21 protein-coding genes are annotated in these 21,154 nt (G+C 68.2%); 13 read left to right on the plus strand and 8 right to left on the minus strand.

The annotated features are described in order from the left end of the window. The first annotated feature begins 54 nt into the window (after positions 1-54). From fliE to U4012_RS30890, 6 genes are all read left to right on the plus strand, one after another. Positions 55-399 carry a flagellar hook-basal body complex protein FliE gene (gene fliE / locus U4012_RS30865; RefSeq protein WP_044849241.1) on the plus strand — a complete coding sequence of 115 codons (345 nt, stop codon included), beginning with the start codon at positions 55-57 and terminating at the stop codon, positions 397-399. 196 nt (positions 400-595) lie between these two features. Beyond that, positions 596-1,030 (plus strand): flagellar export chaperone FliS, encoded by a 435-nt coding sequence (fliS, locus tag U4012_RS30870; RefSeq protein WP_044849240.1) that lies wholly within the window; start codon positions 596-598, stop codon positions 1,028-1,030. Beyond that, complete coding sequence (locus tag U4012_RS30875; protein ID WP_044849239.1) at positions 1,027-1,359, plus strand: flagellar protein FliT; 333 nt, start codon at positions 1,027-1,029, stop codon at positions 1,357-1,359. The genes fliS and U4012_RS30875 overlap by 4 nt, the downstream gene beginning before the upstream one ends. Before the next feature lie 75 nt (positions 1,360-1,434). Next, entirely contained in the window at positions 1,435-2,829 is a 1,395-nt protein-coding gene (locus tag U4012_RS30880) for a flagellar hook-length control protein FliK (protein WP_321803207.1), read from the plus strand. Then, positions 2,826-3,146 carry an EscU/YscU/HrcU family type III secretion system export apparatus switch protein gene (locus tag U4012_RS30885; protein ID WP_044848841.1) on the plus strand — a complete coding sequence of 107 codons (321 nt, stop codon included), beginning with the start codon at positions 2,826-2,828 and terminating at the stop codon, positions 3,144-3,146. Before U4012_RS30880 ends, U4012_RS30885 begins: the two co-directional genes overlap by 4 nt. Before the next feature lie 468 nt (positions 3,147-3,614). Beyond that, entirely contained in the window at positions 3,615-4,349 is a 735-nt protein-coding gene (locus U4012_RS30890; RefSeq protein WP_321803211.1) for a PepSY-associated TM helix domain-containing protein, read from the plus strand. Between the two features lie 165 nt (positions 4,350-4,514). On the opposite strand, the gene U4012_RS30895 is transcribed toward U4012_RS30890, so the two are convergent. The 8 genes from U4012_RS30895 to U4012_RS30935 all read right to left on the minus strand — a co-directional run bounded on the left by U4012_RS30895 (position 4,515) and on the right by U4012_RS30935 (position 12,712). Further along, a complete protein-coding gene (locus U4012_RS30895; protein ID WP_044848843.1) occupies positions 4,515-5,540 on the minus strand; it encodes an XdhC family protein in 1,026 nt (341 codons plus the stop codon). Positions 5,541-5,879: 339 nt separating this feature from the next. Then, the gene (locus U4012_RS30900; protein WP_321803214.1) at positions 5,880-7,286 is read right to left on the minus strand and encodes an amino acid permease; all 1,407 of its coding nucleotides are present in this window, start codon (positions 7,284-7,286) and stop codon (positions 5,880-5,882) included. 214 nt (positions 7,287-7,500) lie between these two features. Then, a complete protein-coding gene (gene rqpR, locus U4012_RS30905; protein ID WP_044848845.1) occupies positions 7,501-8,157 on the minus strand; it encodes a response regulator transcription factor RqpR in 657 nt (218 codons plus the stop codon). Between the two features lie 7 nt (positions 8,158-8,164). Beyond that, a complete protein-coding gene (gene rqpS, locus U4012_RS30910; protein ID WP_321803216.1) occupies positions 8,165-8,980 on the minus strand; it encodes a quorum system sensor histidine kinase RqpS in 816 nt (271 codons plus the stop codon). Between the two features lie 416 nt (positions 8,981-9,396). Then, the gene (locus tag U4012_RS30915) at positions 9,397-10,167 is read right to left on the minus strand and encodes a ferredoxin--NADP reductase (RefSeq protein WP_059535031.1); all 771 of its coding nucleotides are present in this window, start codon (positions 10,165-10,167) and stop codon (positions 9,397-9,399) included. Positions 10,168-10,526: 359 nt separating this feature from the next. Next, positions 10,527-11,342, minus strand: a complete 816-nt coding sequence (locus U4012_RS30925) for an endonuclease/exonuclease/phosphatase family protein (RefSeq protein WP_124486665.1) — start codon at positions 11,340-11,342, stop codon at positions 10,527-10,529. A gap of 5 nt (positions 11,343-11,347) precedes the next feature. Then, the gene (locus U4012_RS30930; protein ID WP_257774004.1) at positions 11,348-11,836 is read right to left on the minus strand and encodes a hypothetical protein; all 489 of its coding nucleotides are present in this window, start codon (positions 11,834-11,836) and stop codon (positions 11,348-11,350) included. A gap of 147 nt (positions 11,837-11,983) precedes the next feature. After that, on the minus strand, positions 11,984-12,712 hold the full coding sequence (locus tag U4012_RS30935) for a nitroreductase (protein WP_044848850.1): 729 nt from the start codon (positions 12,710-12,712) through the stop codon (positions 11,984-11,986). 227 nt (positions 12,713-12,939) lie between these two features. Here U4012_RS30935 and U4012_RS30940 point away from each other — a divergent pair, with 227 nt between their 5' ends. From U4012_RS30940 to U4012_RS30970, 7 genes are all read left to right on the plus strand, one after another. Further along, complete coding sequence (locus U4012_RS30940) at positions 12,940-13,920, plus strand: AAA family ATPase (protein ID WP_044848851.1); 981 nt, start codon at positions 12,940-12,942, stop codon at positions 13,918-13,920. Between the two features lie 151 nt (positions 13,921-14,071). After that, positions 14,072-15,181 (plus strand): NAD(P)/FAD-dependent oxidoreductase, encoded by a 1,110-nt coding sequence (locus tag U4012_RS30945; RefSeq protein ID WP_321803227.1) that lies wholly within the window; start codon positions 14,072-14,074, stop codon positions 15,179-15,181. Between the two features lie 172 nt (positions 15,182-15,353). After that, positions 15,354-15,665 (plus strand): high-potential iron-sulfur protein, encoded by a 312-nt coding sequence (locus U4012_RS30950; protein WP_021163765.1) that lies wholly within the window; start codon positions 15,354-15,356, stop codon positions 15,663-15,665. A 188-nt stretch (positions 15,666-15,853) separates the two neighbouring features. Continuing rightward, complete coding sequence (locus U4012_RS30955; protein ID WP_257774007.1) at positions 15,854-17,161, plus strand: MFS transporter; 1,308 nt, start codon at positions 15,854-15,856, stop codon at positions 17,159-17,161. Between the two features lie 314 nt (positions 17,162-17,475). Further along, on the plus strand, positions 17,476-19,104 hold the full coding sequence (locus U4012_RS30960) for an ABC transporter substrate-binding protein (protein WP_044848854.1): 1,629 nt from the start codon (positions 17,476-17,478) through the stop codon (positions 19,102-19,104). Positions 19,105-19,221: 117 nt separating this feature from the next. Then, positions 19,222-20,232, plus strand: coding sequence for an ABC transporter permease subunit (locus U4012_RS30965; protein ID WP_044848855.1), 1,011 nt, complete (start codon positions 19,222-19,224; stop codon positions 20,230-20,232). Between the two features lie 4 nt (positions 20,233-20,236). Beyond that, positions 20,237-21,154: an ABC transporter permease subunit gene (locus U4012_RS30970; protein ID WP_044848856.1), complete on the plus strand. Its 918-nt coding sequence runs from the start codon at positions 20,237-20,239 to the stop codon at positions 21,152-21,154.

Genomic DNA, 21,154 nt, shown 5'->3' on the forward strand with positions numbered 1-21,154 from the left:
CGTCGGAAACGCCCGGTGTGCCCGGGTCTCATTTCTTACAGGTCTGGGAACAGCATGGCTGCCAACGTGAGCGGAATCGGTTCGGTGTTGCAACAGATGCAGGCGATGGCCGCGCAGGCGAGCGGCGGCGTCGGGAGCCCGGCGGCAGCGCTCGCCGGCTCGGGCGCCGCGACGGCCGGCACGTTCGCGAGCGCGATGAAGGCGTCGCTCGACAAGATCAGCGGCGACCAGCAGCACGCGCTCGGCGAGGCGCACGCGTTCGAGGTCGGCGCGGCGAACGTGTCGCTGAACGACGTGATGGTCGACATGCAGAAGGCCAACATCGGCTTCCAGTTCGGGCTCCAGGTCCGCAACAAGCTCGTGAGCGCATACAACGACATCATGCAGATGTCGGTTTGACCCGCGGGCAACCGGCGACGGGCATCCGGCGACGGGCTTCCCGGGGCAGCCGCCCAGGCGAGCAGCCTGCCTGCCGCGCCGGCGGCCCGCGCACCTAAAGCTTTCCAATTCCGTTCCGATAACTCTGGAACGAGGCCGCGTCGTGCATCGCAAGGCGGCGGCCACCGCATAGCCAACGCATCACAAGGAGAAGCGCATGTTTTCCCCAGGACACGCTGGAGCCAGTGCGTACGCGCGTGTCGGCGTCGAGACGGGGGTGATGGGCGCCTCCCCGCACCGGCTGATCGCGATGCTGTATCAGGGCGCGCGGCAGGCCATCGCGCTCGCGCGCATGCATTTGCAGCAGGGCAACGTGTCCGCACGCGGCGAAGCGATCGGCAAGGCGATCGGGATCGTCGAGAACGGCCTGCAGGTGTCGCTGAATCGCGACGCGGGCGGCCAGATCGCCGAGCGCCTCGACGCGCTGTACACCTATATCGGCCGGCGCCTGCTGGAAGCCAACATGCACGCGAGCGACGCGATGCTGGTCGAGGTCGACGGGCTGCTCGCGACGCTCGAGGAAGCGTGGACGGGCATCGCTCCGGAAGTCGCGCGCATGGCCGCGCAACAGGCGGCGGGCGCGGCGCGATGAATCTCAAGGCCGAATACTTCGCTCGCTACGAGGCGCTCGCGGCCGTATCCGGCCGCATGCTGTGCGCGGCGCGCGGCGCGGACTGGCGGGCGCTGCCGGAGTTGCAGGCCGAATTCCTGAGGCTCGTCGACGGATTGAAGGCGGCCGCTCCGGGCGTCGCGCTCGACGAAGCGGACCTCGGCCGCAAGCTCGCGCTGATTCGCCGCATCCTCGCCGACGACGCCGCGATCCGCGATCTCGCGAGCCCGGAAGTCGCGCGGTTGTCCGCGCTGTTCGAGGCGCGGCGCTCGACCGAGGTATTGACCGATCTCTACCGCGCTCGCGGATAGTGCCCGTTTGCCGGGGCGGCGGTAGCCGCGTGCCCGGCTTCGCAACGATGTGGCTGAGGTGAGCAGGCTTCGATCATGACCGGTATCGACTCCGTTGCGGCCGCCCTGCTGGCGAGCCGCCTCGACAGCCTGCTGGCCGGCACCGTGACGGCGCCCGCCGGCGGCGGCGCGACCGCGCAAGTCGGCACGCCGGGTGCCGGCGCGTCGTTGCCGCCCGCGACGGGGGCCACGCCGGCCGCGCCGCCGGCGTCCGCGCAGACGGCGCTGTCCGATGTCGCGCTCGTGCTCGATGCGATCTCGCGCTCGGGCGGTGTCGCGACACCCGTGATCGCCGGGCGCACGCCGCTGCTGGCCGACCCTACCGTGCTGCTGGGCGGCGCGGCGACCGCGCTCCCGGTCGGGCAGAGCGCCTCCGATCCGGCCGCTTCGGCCGCCGCTTCTTCCACTGCTTCCTACATCGCTTCTTCCAGCACTTCTTCAACCGCGTCGCCCGCGTCCGACGTCGCGGCCACGCGCGCTGCGGCTGCCGCACCACCCGTCGCGGCGCTGCGCGCGGCGCTCGCGCAGGCCGTGAGCGAAAGCGGCCTCTTCTACGAATCCCATCTCGCGCAGTGGTTGGCCGGCCAGCGCCCGCTCGCCGCGCTGATGCGCGAACCGCAGGCGCGCCTCACGACCGTGCCGGTGCAGCCCGCCCCGGATGCCGCGCAGCACGATGCGCCCGATGTGCTCGACGAACTGCTCGCGCCGCGTCTGCCGTTGCCGGCGGCCGCGCCGCGATCCGCCATGCAGCCGGGCGCGCCCGCGCCGGGCGGTGCGGTGCCGCACGAGCTCGTGCAGAACACGCAGCCGGCCGCACGGCCCGGTACCGCGTCGGCCACGGCCGCGCTGACCGACCCGCTCGGCGACCATCCCGACCCGCGCTGGACGCCGGCGCGCGCCGAACTGGCCGCCGCGTCGGCCGATCCGCAGGCGCAGGCATCGGCTCCCGTGCATCCGGCCGCCGTGCCGATCGTCCGGCAGCAGCTCGACGCACTCGCGACGGACCAGTTTCGCTGGGCGGGTGAGGCATGGCCCGGCGCGCGGCTCGACTGGACGATCGAGCCCGACGAGCCGGGGGGCCGCGCGTCGCGCAGCGGCGACGACACGGGTGACGGGATCGCCTGGCGCACCCGGCTGACGCTCACGTTGCCGTCGCTCGGCACGGTCGACGCGGAGCTGGTGTTGAACGGCAAGCAGCTCGTCGCGCGGCTGCGCGCGAATTCGGCCGGCGCCGACCGGCTCACGCGAAACGAGGCGGCGTTGCGGCAACGGTTCGAGGGATCGGGCCTGCAGCTCGGCGGACTGTCGATCCGCGCGGTCGGCGACGAGCCGGACGGCTTCGATCCGCTCGTCGCGCAGGCCGCCGCTGCCGCGTATGCGCGCAGTGCGGCTGGCGGCATGCCGGGCGCCGACGACGAGGTGCCGCGATGAGCATGACGTCGCGCAAGCGCGCGGCCGCGCTCGTCTACGATCCGAAAGGCGGCGATGCCGCGCCGCGCGTGGTCGCGAAGGGGTATGGCCTGCTCGCCGAGATGATTGTCGCGCGCGCCCGTGATGCGGGGCTGTACGTGCATACCGCGCCGGAGATGGTGTCGCTGCTGATGCAGGTCGACCTCGACGACCGGATTCCGCCGCAGCTTTACCAGGCCGTCGCGGATCTGCTCGCGTGGCTGTATGCGCTCGATCGCACCGAGCCCGAACCGGGTGACGCCGCGCCGCGCTTTCCGTTGCCGCCGCTGCGCCGCTGAGTAGTTGAGCTGCTGAGCCACTGAATCGCTGAGTCGCTGAATCGCTGAGTCGCTGAGTCGCTGAATCGCTGAGTCGCTGAATCGCTGAATCGCTGAATCGCTGAATCGCTGAATCGCTGAATCGCTGAGCCCACGCCCACGCCCACGCCCACGCCCACGCCCACGCCCACGCCCACGCCCACGCCCACGCCCACGCCCACGCCCACGCCCGCCCGGGTTTTCTTGCGAAATGCTATCCGGGTCGTTCGCGATCATTTTGTCGGCATTTCTCGTCTATTGACCGGAATCTGCGCGCGATCAGCATGCTTTTTCGGTTATCTATGGACTTTCTCGCCCGCTCCGGCGTGTGCCGGCGGATTGAGTGGCCGCTTCATTTGTGTAATGATATCCATTCTCATTTTCATGCTGTCCGGGCGGCGTACGTTTTCCGTGCGCCGCCCGTTGCTTTGAACGAATGGATACTCTCGCGTGAACGCGCCCGAAACGATCGCCCCGCCGCAGGCGGGCAGGCCCCCCGCGGGCGTTACCGTGCTGCATCCGGCCGCACGGCCCCTGAGCGACGCCGAACTGGCGGCGCGCCGCCAGCGCTCGCGCCGCGCGACCTTCATCAAATGGCTGCGCAAGGTGCACGGCTGGGTCGGATTGTGGGGCGCGGTGCTCGGATTGCTGTTCGGCGTGACGGGCGTGCTGCTGAACCACCGTGCGCCGCCGCTGAAGATCCCGACCGGCGAACCGCAGGTCGAACAGATGCAGATCGCGCTGCCGGACCCGGTGCCGAAGTCGCCCGCCGCGATGACGAAGTGGCTCCAGCAGGAACTGCACTTCGACGGCCGGCCGGGCCGCGTGCGCGAGGAGCCTGCGCAGCCGGTCGCCTGGGGCGACAAGCGCGTGATGCAGCCCGAGCACTGGCAGATGGGCCTGTTCGGTCCGCACCAGAACCTGCAGGCGGAATACTGGGTCGGCAACGGCTACGTGTCGGTGAAGCGCAGCGGCAACACGTTCCTGACGACGCTGAACAACCTGCATCGCGGCGTCGGCATGAATCTCGGCTGGGTGCTGCTGATGGACACGATCGCGGGTTCGCTGATCCTGCTATCGCTGACGGGCGTGCTGCTGTGGACGGAGCTGAACAAGCGCCGCACGGTCGGCGTCGTGCTGGTGGCCGGCTCGGTCGCCGCTGCGCTCGCCGCGGGCCTTGCCTGACGTCGGCATCGACGCGCGCCGGTTTTCCGCCGACGCATGACGGCCATCCGGCGCGGCCTTGCACCGCAGCGACGGCGTCAAGAAAACGCCGGGCCGCCCCAGGTTTTCCGCCCCGAAGGAAGTCTCCTTGGGGGCTGGCGCGAAGCGACCGGTTTGGAGGGGGCCTCAGAGGCCGCAGGCCGCGCCGCCGTTTGCCGCGATTTCGCGGGCGGCCTTCGCGCCCTCGACCTGCAGGATCGTCGGCAGCGACACGTTGTTCTTCGCGGCCGTCACTTCGGCGAGGATCGAGATCGCGATTTCGGGCGGCGTGCGGCTGCCGATGTAGATGCCGGCCGGCCCGTGCAGCCGCGCCAGTTCCGCCTCGCTCAGGTCGAATTCGAGCAGCCGCTCGCGCCGCGCCGCGTTGTTGCGTCGCGAGCCGAGCGCGCCCACGTAGAACGCGGGCGTCTTCAACGCCTCCATCAGCGCGAGATCGTCGAGCTTCGGGTCGTGCGTGAGCGCGATCACGGCCGAACGCGCGTCGAGCTTCATGTCGAGCACCGTGTCGTCGGGCATCGTGTGCACGACGCGCGTGCCCGGCACATCCCACGCATCCGTGTATTCCTCGCGCGGATCGCAAACCGTCACCTGATAGTCGAGGCCGACCGCGATCTGGCACAGATAGCGCGACAATTGCCCGGCGCCGATCACGAGCATCCGGTAGCGCGGCCCGTGGATCGTCACGAGCCGCTCGCCGTCGAACGCGAGCCCGTCGGTCGCCTGCGCGGGTGACAGCGACGCGCGCCCGGTCGCGAGCGTCATCGTGCGCGTGACGAGGCGGCCGGCTTCGACTTCCGCGCACAACGCGGCGATCCCGCTGTCGCGCGTGAGCGGCTCCAGCACGAGCTGGATCGTGCCGCCGCAGGGCAGCCCGAAGCGGTGCGCTTCCTCGGCCGTCACGCCGTACTTGACGGCTTCCGGGCGCGCGTCGGCCGCGATCCCGCTCGCATGCACGCGGGCGATCAGGTCGTCCTCGATGCATCCGCCGGACACGGAGCCGACCACGAGCCCGTCCTCGCGCACCGCGAGCATCGCGCCTTCGGGGCGCGGCGACGAGCCCCACGTCTTCACGACCGTCACGAGCAGCACGCGGCGCCCTTCGTCGAGCCAGCGCGCGCTGGATTTCAGTACATCGAGATCGACGCTTTCCATCATCCTGTTCCTGTTGCCGGACGGCCCGCCGGGCCGGGCCGTCGTTCGATGGCGGGATTATGAACCGGCCGGCGCGCGCGTGCCGGCAGCGTGCAGATCGTGGCGGCAAATCCGGACGATCGGGCAAGAAATCGCGACGATCGGGCAGCGATCGTGCGCGGGCGGGGCGAAGCGGCGCATGTCGCGCCGCCCGCGCGGGTGCGCCTATGGCGGGGACGATTCGGGCGGGGACGATTCAGGCGGGAGGGAGCGGGGGCACGGGGCCGGTGCCGGCCCGGCGTGGCGTCGTACCGCTACACGCTGCGTGCTGCGCGCGGTGTGCGCGCGCAGCGGCGGCGGTCAATGCGCGTCGTGGTGACCGTGCGCGAGCTTCGAGTGGCGCCGCGAATACAGGAAGTAGATCACGAGGCCGATCACGAGCCAGATGCCGAACGCGGCCCACGTGACGGGCTGCAGGTTCAGCATCAGGAACAGGCACGCGCCGACCGCGAGGATCGGCACCACCGGCACGCCCGGGCAGCGGAACGCGCGCGGCAGCTCCGGGTGCGTGCGGCGCAGCACCAGCACCGCGATCGACACCATCGAGAACGCGGCGAGCGTGCCGATGTTGATCAGCTCGGCGAGCACGTTGAGCGGCACGAGCGCGGCGATCAGCCCGAAGAACAGGCCGACGAGCCAGGTCGTCAGGAACGGCGTCGCGTAGCGCGGATGCACGCGCGACAGCGTCGCCGGCAGCAGCCCGTCGCGCGACATCGCGAAGATGATCCGCGTCTGGCCGTAGCTCATCACGAGGATCACGGTCAGCATGCCGAGCACCGCGCCGAGGTCGATGAAGCCCGCGACCCACGTCTCGCCGGCGATCTGCAGCGCATACGAGATCGGGTGCGACACGTTCGCGTACTGCGCCGACGGCACGATGCCGGTCGCGACCGCCGCGACCGTCACGTACAGCACCGCGCACACCGCGAGCGACGCGATGATGCCGATCGGCAGGTCGCGCTTCGGGTTCTTCACTTCCTCGGCCGCCGACGACACTGCGTCGAAGCCGATGAACGCGAAGAACATCACGGCCGCAGCACCGAACACGCCGTTCCAGCCGTGCGGCATGAACGGCTTCCAGTTCGCGGGCGTCACGTGGAAGATGCCGACCGCGATCACGAGCAGCACGACCGACACCTTGATGAACACCATGATGTTGTTGATGCGGGTCGACTCGCGGATGCCGATCGACAGCAGCGTCGTGATCACCACCATCACGAGGAACGCCGGCAGGTTGAACCACGTGACGACGCCCGGAATCGCGCCGGGTGCGGCCGTCAGCACGGTCGGCAGCGAGAGCCCGAAGCCCTGCAGCAGCGACTGCAGGTAACCCGACCAGCCGACCGACACGGCCGACGCCGCGAGGCCGTATTCGAGCATCAGGTCCCAGCCGATGATCCACGCGACGAGCTCGCCGAGCGTCGCGTACGAATACGTGTAGATCGAGCCCGCGACCGGAATCGTCGACGCGAATTCGGCGTACGACAGCGCCGCGAGGCCGCATGCGATCGCGGCGATCACGAACGACAGCATCAGCGCGGGGCCGGCCTGCACGGCGCCCGTGCCGGTCAGCACGAAGATGCCGGTGCCGATGATCGCGCCGATGCCGAGGAAGGTGAGGTCGATTGCGCCGAGCGCTTTCTTGAGCCCGGCGCCGTGCGCGCCGGCGATCATGCGATCGACGTTTTTCTTGCGGAAGAGGGACATTGCGGATGTGTCTCCGGCGCGCGCGAGCGCGGCGGCGCCGAGTGAGTGAAAACCCGCAATTTTAGCCGATTTGGCGTGAAAGACCCGCTGCGGCGCAGCGGCGTGCTCCGGAATCGCCCGACAAAACAAGCGCTTGCGCGCAGCATTCGGCGGCCGGCGCCGGCGCGGCGCAGGCAGGCGCGGTGAACGGCGCGATTCCGGTGAATCCGGCGGATCAGGCGCCCGACGCGGGCGTCATCTCGACGAGCCGGTTGCTCATCACGTAGAACGTCAGTTCCGCGTTGTTCGACAGCCGCATCTTCTCGAGCAGCCGCGACCGGTACACGCTGACCGTCTTCACCGACAGCGACAGCGTGTTCGCGATGTCGGTGAGGCGCTTGCCCGACGCGAGCATGCAGAGCGTCTGGTATTCGCGGTCGGACAGCTTCTCGTGCGGCAGCGGTTCGTTCTCGAACGACACGTATTCGGCGAGCGCCTCGGCCATCGCCGGGCTCACGTACTTGCGGCCGGCCGCGACCTGCTGGATCGCGCCGATCATCTGCGCGGCATTCACCGTCTTCGACAGGTAGCCGGAGGCGCCGGCCTTCAGCGCGCGCACCGCGTACTGATCCTCGCGGTACATCGAGAACATCAGCACCGGCGCACCCGGCAGCTTGCGCTTGATGCGCTTGAGCACCTCGATGCCGTTCGCGTCCGGCAGCGAGATGTCGAGCAGGATCACGTCGAAGGCCTGGCGGTCGACCGCGGCCATCGCATCGCTGCCGGTCTCGGCTTCGGTCACGTCGCGCGCGACACCGCGGTCGATCAGCAGGTGGCGGATCCCTTGGCGGACGATCGCATGATCGTCCACGAGCAGGATGTTCAGGCTCATGACGACCTCACGAAAGCGACGCGCGGCGCGCGGCGGCCGGCACCGCGAACAGCGAGTCCCACGCGAAGCGCGCGATGACGCGCGTGCCGCGGCCCGCTTCCGGCGCACGCGCGTCGAAGCTGCCGCCGAACGCCTCGCAGCGTGCGCGCATCCCGGCGAGGCCGTAGCCGGCGCGCCGGCTGCGGGCAAAACCGGTCCCGTCGTCGGTGACGATCAGGGACAGATGCGTGGCGTCCGTGTCGATCTGCACGTCGACGGACGCCGCGCGCGCATGCTTCGCGACGTTCGACAGCGCTTCCTGCGCGACACGGAAGATCGCGAGCGCGCCGGCGCCGCCGAGTTGCGTGAGCCGCGCGTCGGCCGCGCAGACGAAGCTCGTACGCAGGCCGGTGCGGGCCGCGTGGCTGTCGGCCCACGTCGACAGTGCGCCGACGACGCCGCCGTCGAGTGCCGGCGTGTCGCGCTCGTCGATCAGCCTGCGGTTGGCGTCGGTCGCGGCGTCGAGCGACCGCTGCGCCAGCTCGAGCGCGCGCAGACAGCCCTCCGGCGCATCGGCCGGCAGCCACGTTTGAACGTTTGCGAGCGCGAAACGCGCGGCGGTGAGTTCGGCGCCGAGCCCGTCATGCAGTTCGCCGGCCAGATGGCGGCGGGCCGCTTCGTCGGCGGCCGTCAGCTGAAGAGACAGCGCCGCGATCCGGGCGGCGGACGTGTCGCGGTTGGGCAGGGCTTCGGCCACGGGGGCTGCCGCGCCGTCGCCAGGCACGCGCGGCTGCGACGGGAACGGGGCGTGGGCGCCCGGGGGCGCGTTGAGCGACGTATCCATGACTCTCCCTGCTGTCAGAAAGCGGTTCGGGCACCGGCTGGCTGCGTGGATCGGCTGCCGTTTCGATGACGGTCGCCGTCAGGGAATCGCCCCTTGCCGAGGTAACAGAAGTTACAATTTGTAACGTTTGAGTCCGACCCTTCGATGACCGTCCCGACGCCAACCATGCGGGCCGAATAATATCTCAAAAATTTTGAAAAGGTCATGTCAGACGGAGGTTTAAGGGTAAATGTGAATAATCGGAATGAAGCTGGCTGTAGGAAAAACACCGACACGAAAGCACCGGCGCTGCGCGTATCCAAATGTAACGATTTGACATGGAATAGTCCCAGTTTGTTACGAATTCGCCAAGTAGGGACGAAAAAAAACCGGAGCTTTTGCTCCGGTTCTTGATACGGCACAAATTCGGGGCTCGATCAGTCCACGAATGCGCGCTCGATCACGTAGTGACCCGGCGCGCTGTTCTTGCCCTCGACGAGGCCGGCCTGCTTCAGCAGGTCGGTCGTGTCCTTCAGCATCGCGGTGCTGCCGCACAGCATCACGCGGTCGTTTTCCGGCGAGAACGCCGGCACGCCGAGGTCCGTGAACAGCTTGCCCGTCGCGATCAGGTCGGTGATCCGGCCCTCGTTGTCGAACGCTTCGCGCGTGACCGTCGGGTAGTAGACGAGCTTTTCCTTGATGATGTCGCCGAGGTACTCGTGGCCCGGCAGGTCGTGCTTGATGTAGTCCATGTACGCCAGCTCGCCCTTCAGGCGGCAGGTGTGCGTCAGGATGACCTTGTCGAAGCGTTCGTAGATGTCCGGGTCGCGGATGATCGACATGAACGGCGCGAGGCCCGTGCCGGTCGACAGCATCCACAGCGTCTTGCCGGGCAGCAGGTTGTCGGCGACGAGCGTGCCGGTCGGCTTCTTGCCGATCAGCACCGAGTCGCCCACCTTCAGGTGCTGCAGGCGCGACGTCAGCGGGCCGTTCTGGACCTTGATGCTGAAGAATTCGAGGTGCTCTTCGTAGTTCGGGCTGACGATCGAGTAGGCACGCGCGAGCGGCTTGCCGTCGACCTCGAGGCCGACCATCGTGAATTCGCCGTTGTTGAAGCGCAGGCTCGGCTCACGGGTGCAGGTGAAGCTGAAAAGCGTGTCGGTCCAGTGATGGACGGATTGGACGGTGGCGGTGTCGTATTTGCTCATGGCTTTGAAAACGGACGCGCGTAGCGGACGCGTGTAACGGGCCCAAAAACGGGCAAAAAAACCGAGTGCGTCGGCCCGATCGCGGATCGGCCGGCCGGCGCGTCGGACACGCGCCTTCTCGATGACAGACGTTTGAGGAACTCTTTATTTTACCCTGCTTGGGGCAGATGCGGGCTTGACCCGCGTGGCTGCGCGGATTTGGCGCAACGGAATCTTGCAAACGGCTTTCAGTAATCGGCAGCGAGCTTCGCGCCGCGAACACGCGGGTCCGGAACGCGCACGCTTTCGAGCCGGTCAGGCAGGTGAACCGGCCGCCGCGATATGCGCTTCGGTAGTCGCGGGCATGCGGTGCTGCCGCGTCACTGCGAATCGAGGCGCAGCCGCGCGATATACGGCAGGTGGTCCGACAGCCACGCGGTTTCGCCGGACGGCGCCTGCCATTCGAGCGGCGTCAGCCCGCGCACGAACATCTTGTCGAGCGCGAGCGCCGGGGAGAACGCGGGGAACGTGCGGCCCGACTCGCCGAGCAGCGTCGCGACTTCGGACAGCCCGATCTCGGCGAACAGCGCGACCGAATCGTTGCGCCAGTCGTTGAAGTCGCCGGCGAGTACGAGCGGGTCGTCGCCCGCGTTGCGCACGATCCAGTGTGCGATCCAGTGCATCTGGCGCAGCCGCGCCGCACGCGTGAGCGCGAGGTGCGCGCACAGCAGCGTGACGGGCCGCGCGCCGGCGAGCGTCGCGCGCGCGACCAGCAGCCCGCGCCGCTCGAAGCGGTGCGCGGAGATGTCCCAGCGGCCGCCGAGGTCCAGCGGGTGCGGCGACAGGATCGCGTTGCCGTGCCGCCACGACGGCTTGAACACGTTCGGTCCGAGCGCGATCTGCCAGTCGAGCGCCTGCGCGATCTCGGTGGCCTGGCAGTGCCACACGTCGTCGACCGCGTCGTCCATCGGCGCGCCGAAGCCGGGGGCGAGCATCGGGCGCGGCATGCGGCGCGCCATCGCTTCCTGCAGGAAATACACGTCGGCGTGCGTCGACTGCATCCAGTTGCGCATCGCGTTCCATGCGGTGAAGCCGAGCGGCGAGCGGCCCTTGTGCAGGTTCCAGCTGACCGCGGTGATTTCGTCGGGCGCGGCGTGCGGTTCGGCGAACGGCAGGGACAGGGCGTCGGCGGACATGGCGCTCAGTCCTTCGCGACGTGCGCGCGCACGCGGTAGACGAGATGCGGGCGCTGCTCGACGAGCGTCCAGTCGGTCCATGCGTCGCCGCCGACCGACAGCCCCGGATGGCTCGCGACGATCTGCCGCGGCGACGCGGGCACGCACGGATCGTTGCGCGTCGCGTTTTCGTCGTCGAGGGTTTCCTGCACGTCGAGCGCGAGCGACACGGTGCGGGCGGCGTCGTCGACGGTGAGCGGCGCGACCGTCACCGAGCGCGAGCGCTCGGTCGGCACGACGCGCGCGGCGTTGCCGCAGCCGACGGGCACGGCGGACGGATAGCGATGGGTGTCGGTGCGGGTCTGACCGACGGTGGTGCGTTGCTGGAACGTGTCGATCGTCTGACCGTCGCGCACCACCTGGATCTCCCATGCGACGGCTGCCGGTGCGGCGCTCTGCGCATGGGCCGCGAGCGCGGCGCTCGCGAGCAGGACGGCCAGGCCGTGTTTCAGCATGAAACTTCTCCGGAAACGCGGGGGTAGCGGGGAACGGACGCACATCTTACGCCCGATCGATCCGGACGGTCGCGTGACACGATGCGTCGCCGCGGGTTCGCAGCACGATCTGGTCCTGATCGAAAGGTAGGTGCGCGTCACGCGTTTTCAAGCGAAAAAGCGCGCGAACTCGGCGACGCTCGCGCGCTCGGTGACGAGGCGGTTCTCGATCGCGTGCGGGTCCGCATGGCCGAGCGACATCCCGCACACGAGTTGCTCGTTGGCCGGGATGCCGAGATGCTCGGCGACGATCCGGTGGAACGGCACGAACGCGGCCTGCGGGCAGGTGTCGAGGCCGCGTGCGCGCGCGGCCGTCATCACGCCCTGCAGGAACATCCCGCAGTCGAGCCACGCGCCGTGCGTCATCACGCGGTCGAGCGTGAAGAACAGCGCGACCGGCGCATCGAAGAAGCGGAAGTTGCGCGCATGCTGCGCGTGCATGCGGGCCTTTTCGTCGCGGCCGATGTTCAACAGACCATACAGGTCCCAGCCGACCTTGCGGCGCCGGTCGAGGTACGGCGACACCCATTCGCGCGGATAGTAGTCGTACTCGGCGACGTATTTCTCGTCGCGTGCCGGATCGTCGTATGCCGCGGTGAGGGCCGCGGCGAGCGCGTCGCGGGTCGCGCCGGTCGCGACGTACACGTGCCATGGCTGGATGTTGGTGCCCGACGGCGCGCGGCTCGCGGCTTCGAGGATCGCCTCGAGCGTGTCGCGCGGCACGGGCGTCGGCAGGAACGCGCGAATCGCGCGGCGCGACTTGAGCGCGGCGTCGACAGCGTCGACGGCGTGGATCGCGTCGGGATCGACGCGCGAGACAGCAGCGGGGACGGACATCGGCAACCCTTCGAGACGAAGCGCGCGGCGCCGCGCGGGCGCCGTGGCGAGGCCGGCGCGACGGCCGGTGAATCATCGATCATACGCCGCGCGGCGCGACGCCGCAGCGCGCGCACGGTGTTAGCAGCAGACCGCGGTGGCTGCTTGCTTGCACGCCGATGCGGGATCGCTACACTGAAATCGTAAGGGTCTGATGATCGAGTGACGGCAGCAGTGGCGAGGTTGGTATGACGACGGCGATGGTGAAACAGGAACTGGCGGTGGCGTCCTTCAGCACGGTGTACGACCTCGAGCAGGTCGAGACCGCGTTGAACGAGCTGAACGAGAGCGCGAGCGACGCACTGCGCGCTACCTACGAGCGGATGCTCAAGACCGGCAATCTGCGCTTTTGCGTGAAGCCGAACCGGATGCCGTCGTTCGACGAACTCGGCGACGCGCTGCCCAATTTCACGGAGCCCCTCGACGACGTGCGCAAGCAGGTCGCGCTGTGCCTCGAGACCGACGACCGGCTCGAACTGATGCCGATCCTGCTGCTTGGGCCGCCCGGCATCGGCAAGACGCATTTCGCGAAGGCGCTCGCACAGCTGCTCGGCACCGCGTACCACTACGTGCCGATGAGTTCGCTGACGGCCGGCTGGATCCTGTCGGGCGCGTCGTCGCAATGGAAGAACGCGAAGCCCGGCAAGGTGTTCGAAGCGCTCGTCAACGGCAGCTACGCGAACCCGGTGATCGCGGTCGACGAGATCGACAAGGCGGGCAGCGACGCGCAATACGATCCGCTCGGCGCGCTGTACGCGTTGCTCGAGCACGACACCGCGCGCGCGTTCGTCGACGAATTCGCCGAGGTGCCGATCGACGCGGGCAACGTGATCTGGGTCGCGACCGCGAACGATGCGCAGGCGATCCCGGAGCCGCTGCTGAACCGGATGAACGTGTACGAGATCGCGCCGCCGGACGCGGCCGGCGCGCGCCGGATCGCGCAGACGATCTACGACGAGATCCGCACGTCGCACGCGTGGGGGCGGCGCTTCCCCGACACGCTCGACGACGACGCGCTCGACGTGCTGGCCGCGACGCCGCCGCGCACGATGCGCCGTGCGCTGCTGCATGCGTTCGGCGCCGCGCGGCTCGACGGCCGGGACGTGATCGCACCGTCCGACATCCGCGCCGACGAGGGCGCGGCGAAGCGCCGGCCGATCGGGTTCTGAGCCGGCGGCGCGCGCCTCGCCGCGGCCTGCGCGCGTCGCGCCGTGCGGCGCGGCGCACGCGAGGTGCCGATGCAAGCGCGTTCGGCAGGCGGGCGAACCGGGACGTACAATTCTCTTCTCTCCCCTCGACGCGTGAGCGACGCGAAACGCCATGGAGCAGATGGATTGTGTGGTGATCGGCGCGGGTGTCGTCGGTCTTGCGATTGCGCGGGAGCTGGCCGCGCGCGGACGCGAAACGATCGTGCTCGAGGCGGCCGACGCAATCGGCACGGGCACGAGCTCGCGCAACAGCGAGGTGATTCACGCGGGGCTCTACTACGCGCGCGGCTCGCTGAAGGCGATGTCGTGCGTGCGCGGGCGCGACCTGCTGTACGAGTTCTGCGAGACGCGTCACGTGCCGCACCGGCGCGTGGGCAAGCTGCTCGTCGCGACGAGCACCGCGCAGGTGAAGCAGTTGAAGGCGATCGCCGCGCGCGCGGCGGAAAACGGCGTGCTCGACCTGATGCCGCTCACGCGCACCGAGGCGCAGACGCTCGAGCCCGCGCTCGATTGCGTGGAGGCGCTGTTTTCGCCGAGCACCGGCATCGTCGATAGTCACCAGCTGATGCTCGCGCTGCTCGGCGACGCGGAGCGCGACGGCGCGGTGTGCGCGCTGAAATCCCCGGTCGAGTCGATCGACGTGTTGCGCGGCGGCCGCTTCGTCGTGCGCACCGGCGGCGACGCGCCGACCGAAATCGAGGCCGCGTGCGTGATCAACAGCGCGGGCCTCGGCGCGCAGGCGCTCGCACGCCGCACGCGCGGCCTCGATCCGCGCTGGGTGCCGCCGCTCTATCTCGCGCGCGGCAACTACTTCAGCCTGTCCGGGCGCGCGCCGTTCTCGCATCTCGTCTATCCGCTGCCCGACCGCGCGGGGCTCGGTGTGCATCTGACGCTCGATCTCGCCGGGCAGGCGCGCTTCGGCCCGGACGTCGAGTGGGTCGATGCGCTGCGCTACGAAGTCGATCCGGCGCGCGCGCCGGCGTTCTACACGTCGATCCGCACGTACTGGCCCGACCTGCCGGATGACGCGCTGCAGCCGGCCTACGCGGGGATCCGGCCGAAGCTCGCGGGGCCCGGCGAGCCGCCGGCCGACTTCATCGTGCAGGGCACGGCGCAGCACGGCGTGCGCGGCCTCGTGAACCTGTTCGGCATCGAGTCGCCGGGGCTGACCGCGTCGCTCGCGCTCGCGCAGCGCGTCGCCGACATGACGTCGCATGGCTGACGCTCACGGCCCGCATCCGTGCGGGCCGGCCGTGCGAAACCCCGGGCGAGACCCGTGTGAAATCCCTTATCTCCGGCATTTCGGCGCGCACATTCATGCGCTTGAGCGTTATTCTGTTGAACGGCCGTCGCCAGAACGGCTTTCAAACCGATAACGTTGGAGCGAGTCCCCCATGAAAACATCCCGTCGGAGTTTCCTGATCACGAGCATCGGCGCCGTGTCCGCGCTGGCGCTGTCGCGCGAAGCGCTGGCCGATGCGCCGATGCTGTCGGAAACGGATCCGACCGCCGTGGCGCTCGGCTACAAGGCCGATGCGACGAAGGTCGACAAGACGAAGTATCCGAAATACGCAGCGGGCCAGGATTGCGCGGCCTGCATGCTGTACCAGGGCAAGAAGGGCTCGGCGTCGGGCCCGTGCGGTGCATTCCCGGGCAAGCAGGTATCGGCGAAGGGCTGGTGCAGCGCATTCTCGAAGATGGGTTGATGGCCGCGGCGGCATCGTGCGATGCCGCAATGTGGCGAAAACCGCAAAACGCCCGCCATCGGACGATGGCGGGCGTTTTTTATGCTTGAAAACGGTTCCGTCGCTTTCTACACTCGCTGCAAACCAACGCGCCGCGGGCCCTCCGCGCGCCGCGCCCGATACGGCGGATTCACGAGAACGAGGCTCGCATGGCGACGATTGCGAATTCAACGAAAACGATCCGGCCCGAGCGCGCGCTGAACCGCCGCGCGGTAGTCGCCGCCGTGATCGGCAACGCGCTCGAGTGGTACGACTTCACGGTGTTCGGCTTCATGACCGTCGTGATCGCCGAACTGTTCTTCCCGACGACCAGCGAATACTCGTCGCTGCTCCTGACCACCGCGACCTTCGGCGTCGCGTTCTTCATGCGCCCGATCGGCGGCATCGTGTTCGGGCTGTACGCCGACCGCGCGGGCCGCAAGGCCGCGCTGTCGCTCGTGATCCTGCTGATGACGGCCGGCATCTTCCTGCTCGCGATCGCGCCGCCCTATGCGGCGATCGGCATCGGCGGCCCGCTCCTGATCGTGCTCGGCCGCCTGTTGCAGGGCTTCTCGGCGGGCGGCGAATTCGGCAGCGCAACGGCGCTGCTGATCGAAGCCGCGCCGTTCTCGAAACGCGGCTTCTACGGCAGCTGGCAGATGGCGAGCCAGGCGGGCGCGCTGCTGATCGGCGCGCTCGTCGGCGCGGCCGTCACGCGCGGGCTGTCGCACGACGCGCTGCGCAGCTGGGGCTGGCGCGTGCCGTTCATCCTCGGGCTCGTGATCGGCCCGATCGGTTTCTACATCCGCCGTCATCTCGCCGATTCCGAAGCGTTCCTGCATGCGCAGCAAAGCGCACGCCGCGCAACGCTCGGCGAAGTGTTCACGCGCCATCCGCGCGAGGTGCTGTGCGGGCTCGGCTCGGTGATCGCGCTGACGGTGACGGTCTACGTGCTGATCAGCTATCTGCCGACCTTCGCGGTGAAGCAGCTGAAGCTGCCGTATGCGCAATCGTTCTATGCGGTGATCATCGGCAACCTGCTGCTGATGGTGCTGTCGCCGGTCGCGGGCGCATGGTCGGACCGCATCGGCCGCAAGGGTCTGTCGCTGTGGTCGCTCGGGCTGACGCTCGTGCTGATGTATCCGCTGTTCGCGTGGCTCGACGCGGCGCCGAGCATCGCGCGGCTGATCGCGGTGCAGGCCGTGCTGTCGGTGACGCTCGCCGGCTACTACGGGCCGTTCGGCGCGATGATCGCCGAGCTGTTCCCGGCCAACGTGCGCTCGACCGGGCTGTCGATCGCGTACAACGTCGCGGTGATGCTGTTCGGCGGTTTCGGGCAGTTCATCGTCACGTGGCTGATCAAGGTGACGGGCACGCCGCTCGCACCGACCTATTACGTGATGGCGGGAATCGCACTGTCGATCGTCGCGGTCGCGTTCGTGCCCGCGCGCAGCGCGGATCTCGACGCGCCGGCCTGACAGTTGCATTGCATCGCATGCATCGTTTCGGAAGCAGCAACGATGTGCGGACTGGCTGCGACCACGGCGCGACAACCCTCTGCGTTCGCGCCCGAATTGTTTAGTTGTCGAACGAAACATGCGCGGGATGAACGAAATGGCCGCTCGCGCGCGCAGAGGCACTTTTCGCGTGTGCAAGACATCGGCAAAAACCCGCGTGGATGCGCGTCTAGAAGAGTTTTTTCTCCAGCTTGTTGCAAAATCGCTAGCTCAAGTAATATCCGCGTACCCGGCCCCCAGGGGGACCGGTTCCGATCTGGAGACCTGGAGGAAACATGGAATACAACCGTCTGTTGCACACCCTGCGTGTTACCGCCATCGCAGGCGTGGCAGCGGCATCGCTCGGCGTCGCGGGTTCTGCATTCGCACAGATCCCGAACAAAACGCTCGTCTACTGCTCAGAAGGCAGCCCGGCGGGTTTTGATTCCGCGCAATTCACGACCGGCGTCGATTTCACCGCCGCCACGTTCACCGTCTACAACCGCCTCGTCGAATTCGAGCGCGGCGGCACCAAGGTCGAGCCCGGCCTCGCCGAGAAGTGGGACGTCTCGTCCGACGGCAAGGTGTACACGTTCCACCTGCGTCATGGCGTGAAGTTCCACACGACCGACTTCTTCAAGCCGACGCGTGAATTCAACGCGGACGACGTCGTGTTCTCGTTCGAGCGCATGCTCGATCCGAACAATGCGTTCCGCAAGGCCTACCCGGTGTCGTTCCCGTACTTCACCGACATGGGCCTCGACAAGCTGATCACGAAGATCGAGAAGGTCGATCCGTACACCGTGAAGTTCACGCTGTCCGAGCCGAACGCGCCGTTCATCCAGAACATGGCGATGGAATTCGCGTCGATCCTGTCGGCCGAATACGGCGACCAGCTGATGAAGGCCGGCAAGGCCGCCGACATCAACCAGAAGCCGGTCGGCACGGGCCCGTTCATCTTCCGCAGCTATACGAAGGACGCGACGATCCGTTTCGATGGCAATCCTGATTACTGGAAGAAGGGCGCGGTGAAGCTGTCGAAGCTGATCTTCTCGATCACGCCCGACCCGGGCGTGCGCGTGCAGAAGATCAAGCGCAACGAGTGCCAGGTGATGAGCTATCCGCGTCCGGCCGACATCGCGGCGCTGAAGGCCGACTCGGGCATCGACATGCCGTCGCAGCCGGGCTTCAACCTCGGCTACCTCGCGTACAACGTCGAGCACAAGCCGGTCGACAAGCTCGAAGTGCGTCAGGCGCTCGACATGGCGATCAACAAGAAGGCGATTCTCGAATCCGTCTATCAGGGTGCCGGCCAGGCCGCCAGCGCGCCGATGCCGCCGACCCAATGGTCGTACGACAAGAACCTGAAGATGGCCCCGAACGACACCGAGAAGGCGAAGGCGCTGCTCGCGAAGGCCGGCTATCCGAACGGTTTCGACATCACGCTGTGGGCGATGCCGGTGCAGCGCGCATACAACCCGAACGCCCGCCTGATGGCCGAGATGATCCAGGCCGACTGGGCGAAGATCGGCGTGAAGGCGAAGATCGTCACGTACGAGTGGGGCGAGTACATCAAGCGCGCACACACGGGCGAGCAGGACACGATGCTGATCGGCTGGACGGGCGACAACGGCGACCCGGACAACTGGCTCGGCACGCTGCTCGGCTGCGAGGCGATCAAGGGCAACAACTTCTCGCACTGGTGCTACAAGCCGTTCGACGACCTGATCCAGAAGGGTCGCACGACGACGGGCCAGGACGCGCGCACGAAGATCTACACGCAGGCCCAGCAGATCTTCGCGCAGCAGCTGCCGTTCTCGCCGATCGCGAACTCGACGGTCTACCAGCCGGTACGCAAGAACGTGGTCGACATGCGCATCGAGCCGCTCGGCTATGCGCGTTTCGACGGTGTCAGCGTGAAGTAACCGGCCTGGCGTAAGCTGTCGTCTTGAGAAGACCGGCTTGAAATCATCCGGCGACGAGGGGCCAAAAGCCCCTCGTCGCCGGTCGTACATTTCCCACAAGAAAATACGAGACGCATCATGTTCACATTCGTGTTGCGCCGCGTGGGCATGGTGATCCCGACCTTCATCGGCATCACCATCCTGGCGTTTGCGCTGATTCACCTGATACCGGGCGACCCCATCGAAGTGATGATGGGCGAGCGTGGCGTCGATCCCGCGATGCATGCGGAGGCCATGAAACGCCTCGGGCTCGACCAGCCGCTGCCCCTGCAGTACATCCACTACATCGGCCGGGCGCTGCATGGCGACCTCGGCACGTCGATCATCACCAACACCAGCGTCGCGGGCGAATTCTTCGCGCGCTTCCCGGCGACCGTCGAACTGTCGCTGTGCGCGCTCGTGTTCGCGCTCGCGGTCGGGCTGCCGGCCGGCGTGATCGCCGCGCTGCGGCGCGGCTCGGTCGTCGATCATGGCGTGATGGGCACCGCGCTCACCGGCTACTCGATGCCGATCTTCTGGTGGGGGCTGATCCTCATCATGGTGTTTTCGTCGTACCTCGGCTGGACGCCCGTGTCGGGCCGCATCGCGGTCGAATACGATTTCCCGCATCCGACCGGTTTCATGCTGATCGACGCGCTGCTCGCACCCGACGAAGGCGCGTTCAAATCGGCTGTCAGCCACCTGATCCTGCCGGCGATCGTGCTCGGCACGATCCCGCTCGCGGTGATCGCGCGGATGACGCGCTCGTCGATGCTCGAAGTGCTGCGCGAGGACTACATCCGCACGGCGCGCGCGAAGGGGCTGTCGCCCGTGCGCGTGGTCGTCGTGCATGCGCTGCGCAATGCGCTGATTCCGGTCGTCACCGTGATCGGCCTGCAGATCGGCACGCTGCTCGCGGGCGCCGTGCTGACCGAGACGCTCTTTTCGTGGCCCGGTGTCGGCAAGTGGCTGATCGATGCGATCGGCCGCCGCGACTATCCGGTCGTCCAGGGCGGCATCCTGCTGATCGCGACGCTCGTGATCGTCGTGAACCTGGTCGTCGACCTGCTGTACGGCGTGCTGAATCCGCGCATCCGCCACACGAGGTAATCCCATGAGCAATCTGCAAAACACCCTGCCGAGCGAATCCGCGCCGGCCGGCGGCCGTGCGCTCGCGCTGCGCGAGTTCTGGGCCAATTTCTCGCGCAACCGCGGCGCCGTCGGCGCCGGCATCGTCGTGCTGGTGCTGATCCTCGTCGCGCTGTTCGCGCCGCTGATCGCGCCGCACAGCCCGGTCGAGCAATACCGCGACTACGTGAAGATCCCGCCCGCATGGCTCGCGGGCGGCAACTGGCAGTTCATCCTCGGCACCGACGAAGCGGGCCGCGACATCCTTTCGCGCCTGATGTTCGGCGCGCGCATGTCGTTCTGGATCGGCTTCGTGTCGGTCGTGCTCGCGCTGATCCCCGGCATCGTGCTCGGGCTGATCGCCGCGTTCTTCCAGAAGTGGGCCGACACGCCCGTGATGCGCATCATGGACGTGCTGCTCGCGCTGCCGTCGCTGCTGCTCGCGGTCGCGGTCGTCGCGATCATCGGCCCGGGCCTCACCAACACGATGTTCGCGATCGCGATCGTCGCGCTGCCGGCCTACGTGCGTCTCACGCGCGCATCCGCGCTCGGCGAACTGCAGAAGGAGTACGTGACGGCGTCGCGCGTGGCCGGTGCCGGCACGCTGCGCCTGATGTTCTCGCAGGTGCTGCCGAACTGCACGGCGCCGCTGATCGTGCAGGCGACGCTCGGCTTCTCGTCGGCCATCCTCGACGCGGCCGCGCTCGGCTTCCTCGGCCTCGGCGTGCAGCCGCCGACCGCCGAGTGGGGCGCGATGCTCGCGTCCGCGCGCGACTACATCGACAACGCATGGTGGATCGTGACGATGCCCGGCCTGTCGATCCTGATTTCGGTGCTCGCGATCAACCTGCTCGGCGACGGGCTGCGCGACGCGCTCGATCCCAAACTGAAGCGGATGGCGTGA

Source organism: Burkholderia sp. BCC1988 (assembly GCF_905339895.1).
Classification (GTDB): Bacteria; Pseudomonadota; Gammaproteobacteria; order Burkholderiales; family Burkholderiaceae; genus Burkholderia.

What these genes read in the sequence shown, in the direction of transcription:
- fliE (WP_044849241.1), top strand. Translation starts at nt 55, where the DNA reads ATGGCTGCCAACGTGAGCGGAATCGGTTCGGTGTTGCAACAGATGCAG.
- fliS (WP_044849240.1), top strand. Translation starts at nt 596, where the DNA reads ATGTTTTCCCCAGGACACGCTGGAGCCAGTGCGTACGCGCGTGTCGGC.
- U4012_RS30875 (WP_044849239.1), top strand. Translation starts at nt 1,027, where the DNA reads ATGAATCTCAAGGCCGAATACTTCGCTCGCTACGAGGCGCTCGCGGCC.
- U4012_RS30880 (WP_321803207.1), top strand. Translation starts at nt 1,435, where the DNA reads ATGACCGGTATCGACTCCGTTGCGGCCGCCCTGCTGGCGAGCCGCCTC.
- U4012_RS30885 (WP_044848841.1), top strand. Translation starts at nt 2,826, where the DNA reads ATGAGCATGACGTCGCGCAAGCGCGCGGCCGCGCTCGTCTACGATCCG.
- U4012_RS30895 (WP_044848843.1), bottom strand. Translation starts at nt 5,540, where the DNA reads ATGGAAAGCGTCGATCTCGATGTACTGAAATCCAGCGCGCGCTGGCTC.
- U4012_RS30900 (WP_321803214.1), bottom strand. Translation starts at nt 7,286, where the DNA reads ATGTCCCTCTTCCGCAAGAAAAACGTCGATCGCATGATCGCCGGCGCG.
- rqpR (WP_044848845.1), bottom strand. Translation starts at nt 8,157, where the DNA reads ATGAGCCTGAACATCCTGCTCGTGGACGATCATGCGATCGTCCGCCAA.
- rqpS (WP_321803216.1), bottom strand. Translation starts at nt 8,980, where the DNA reads ATGGATACGTCGCTCAACGCGCCCCCGGGCGCCCACGCCCCGTTCCCG.
- U4012_RS30915 (WP_059535031.1), bottom strand. Translation starts at nt 10,167, where the DNA reads ATGAGCAAATACGACACCGCCACCGTCCAATCCGTCCATCACTGGACC.
- U4012_RS30925 (WP_124486665.1), bottom strand. Translation starts at nt 11,342, where the DNA reads ATGTCCGCCGACGCCCTGTCCCTGCCGTTCGCCGAACCGCACGCCGCG.
- U4012_RS30930 (WP_257774004.1), bottom strand. Translation starts at nt 11,836, where the DNA reads ATGCTGAAACACGGCCTGGCCGTCCTGCTCGCGAGCGCCGCGCTCGCG.
- U4012_RS30935 (WP_044848850.1), bottom strand. Translation starts at nt 12,712, where the DNA reads ATGTCCGTCCCCGCTGCTGTCTCGCGCGTCGATCCCGACGCGATCCAC.
- U4012_RS30940 (WP_044848851.1), top strand. Translation starts at nt 12,940, where the DNA reads ATGACGACGGCGATGGTGAAACAGGAACTGGCGGTGGCGTCCTTCAGC.
- U4012_RS30945 (WP_321803227.1), top strand. Translation starts at nt 14,072, where the DNA reads ATGGAGCAGATGGATTGTGTGGTGATCGGCGCGGGTGTCGTCGGTCTT.
- U4012_RS30950 (WP_021163765.1), top strand. Translation starts at nt 15,354, where the DNA reads ATGAAAACATCCCGTCGGAGTTTCCTGATCACGAGCATCGGCGCCGTG.
- U4012_RS30955 (WP_257774007.1), top strand. Translation starts at nt 15,854, where the DNA reads ATGGCGACGATTGCGAATTCAACGAAAACGATCCGGCCCGAGCGCGCG.
- U4012_RS30960 (WP_044848854.1), top strand. Translation starts at nt 17,476, where the DNA reads ATGGAATACAACCGTCTGTTGCACACCCTGCGTGTTACCGCCATCGCA.
- U4012_RS30965 (WP_044848855.1), top strand. Translation starts at nt 19,222, where the DNA reads ATGTTCACATTCGTGTTGCGCCGCGTGGGCATGGTGATCCCGACCTTC.
- U4012_RS30970 (WP_044848856.1), top strand. Translation starts at nt 20,237, where the DNA reads ATGAGCAATCTGCAAAACACCCTGCCGAGCGAATCCGCGCCGGCCGGC.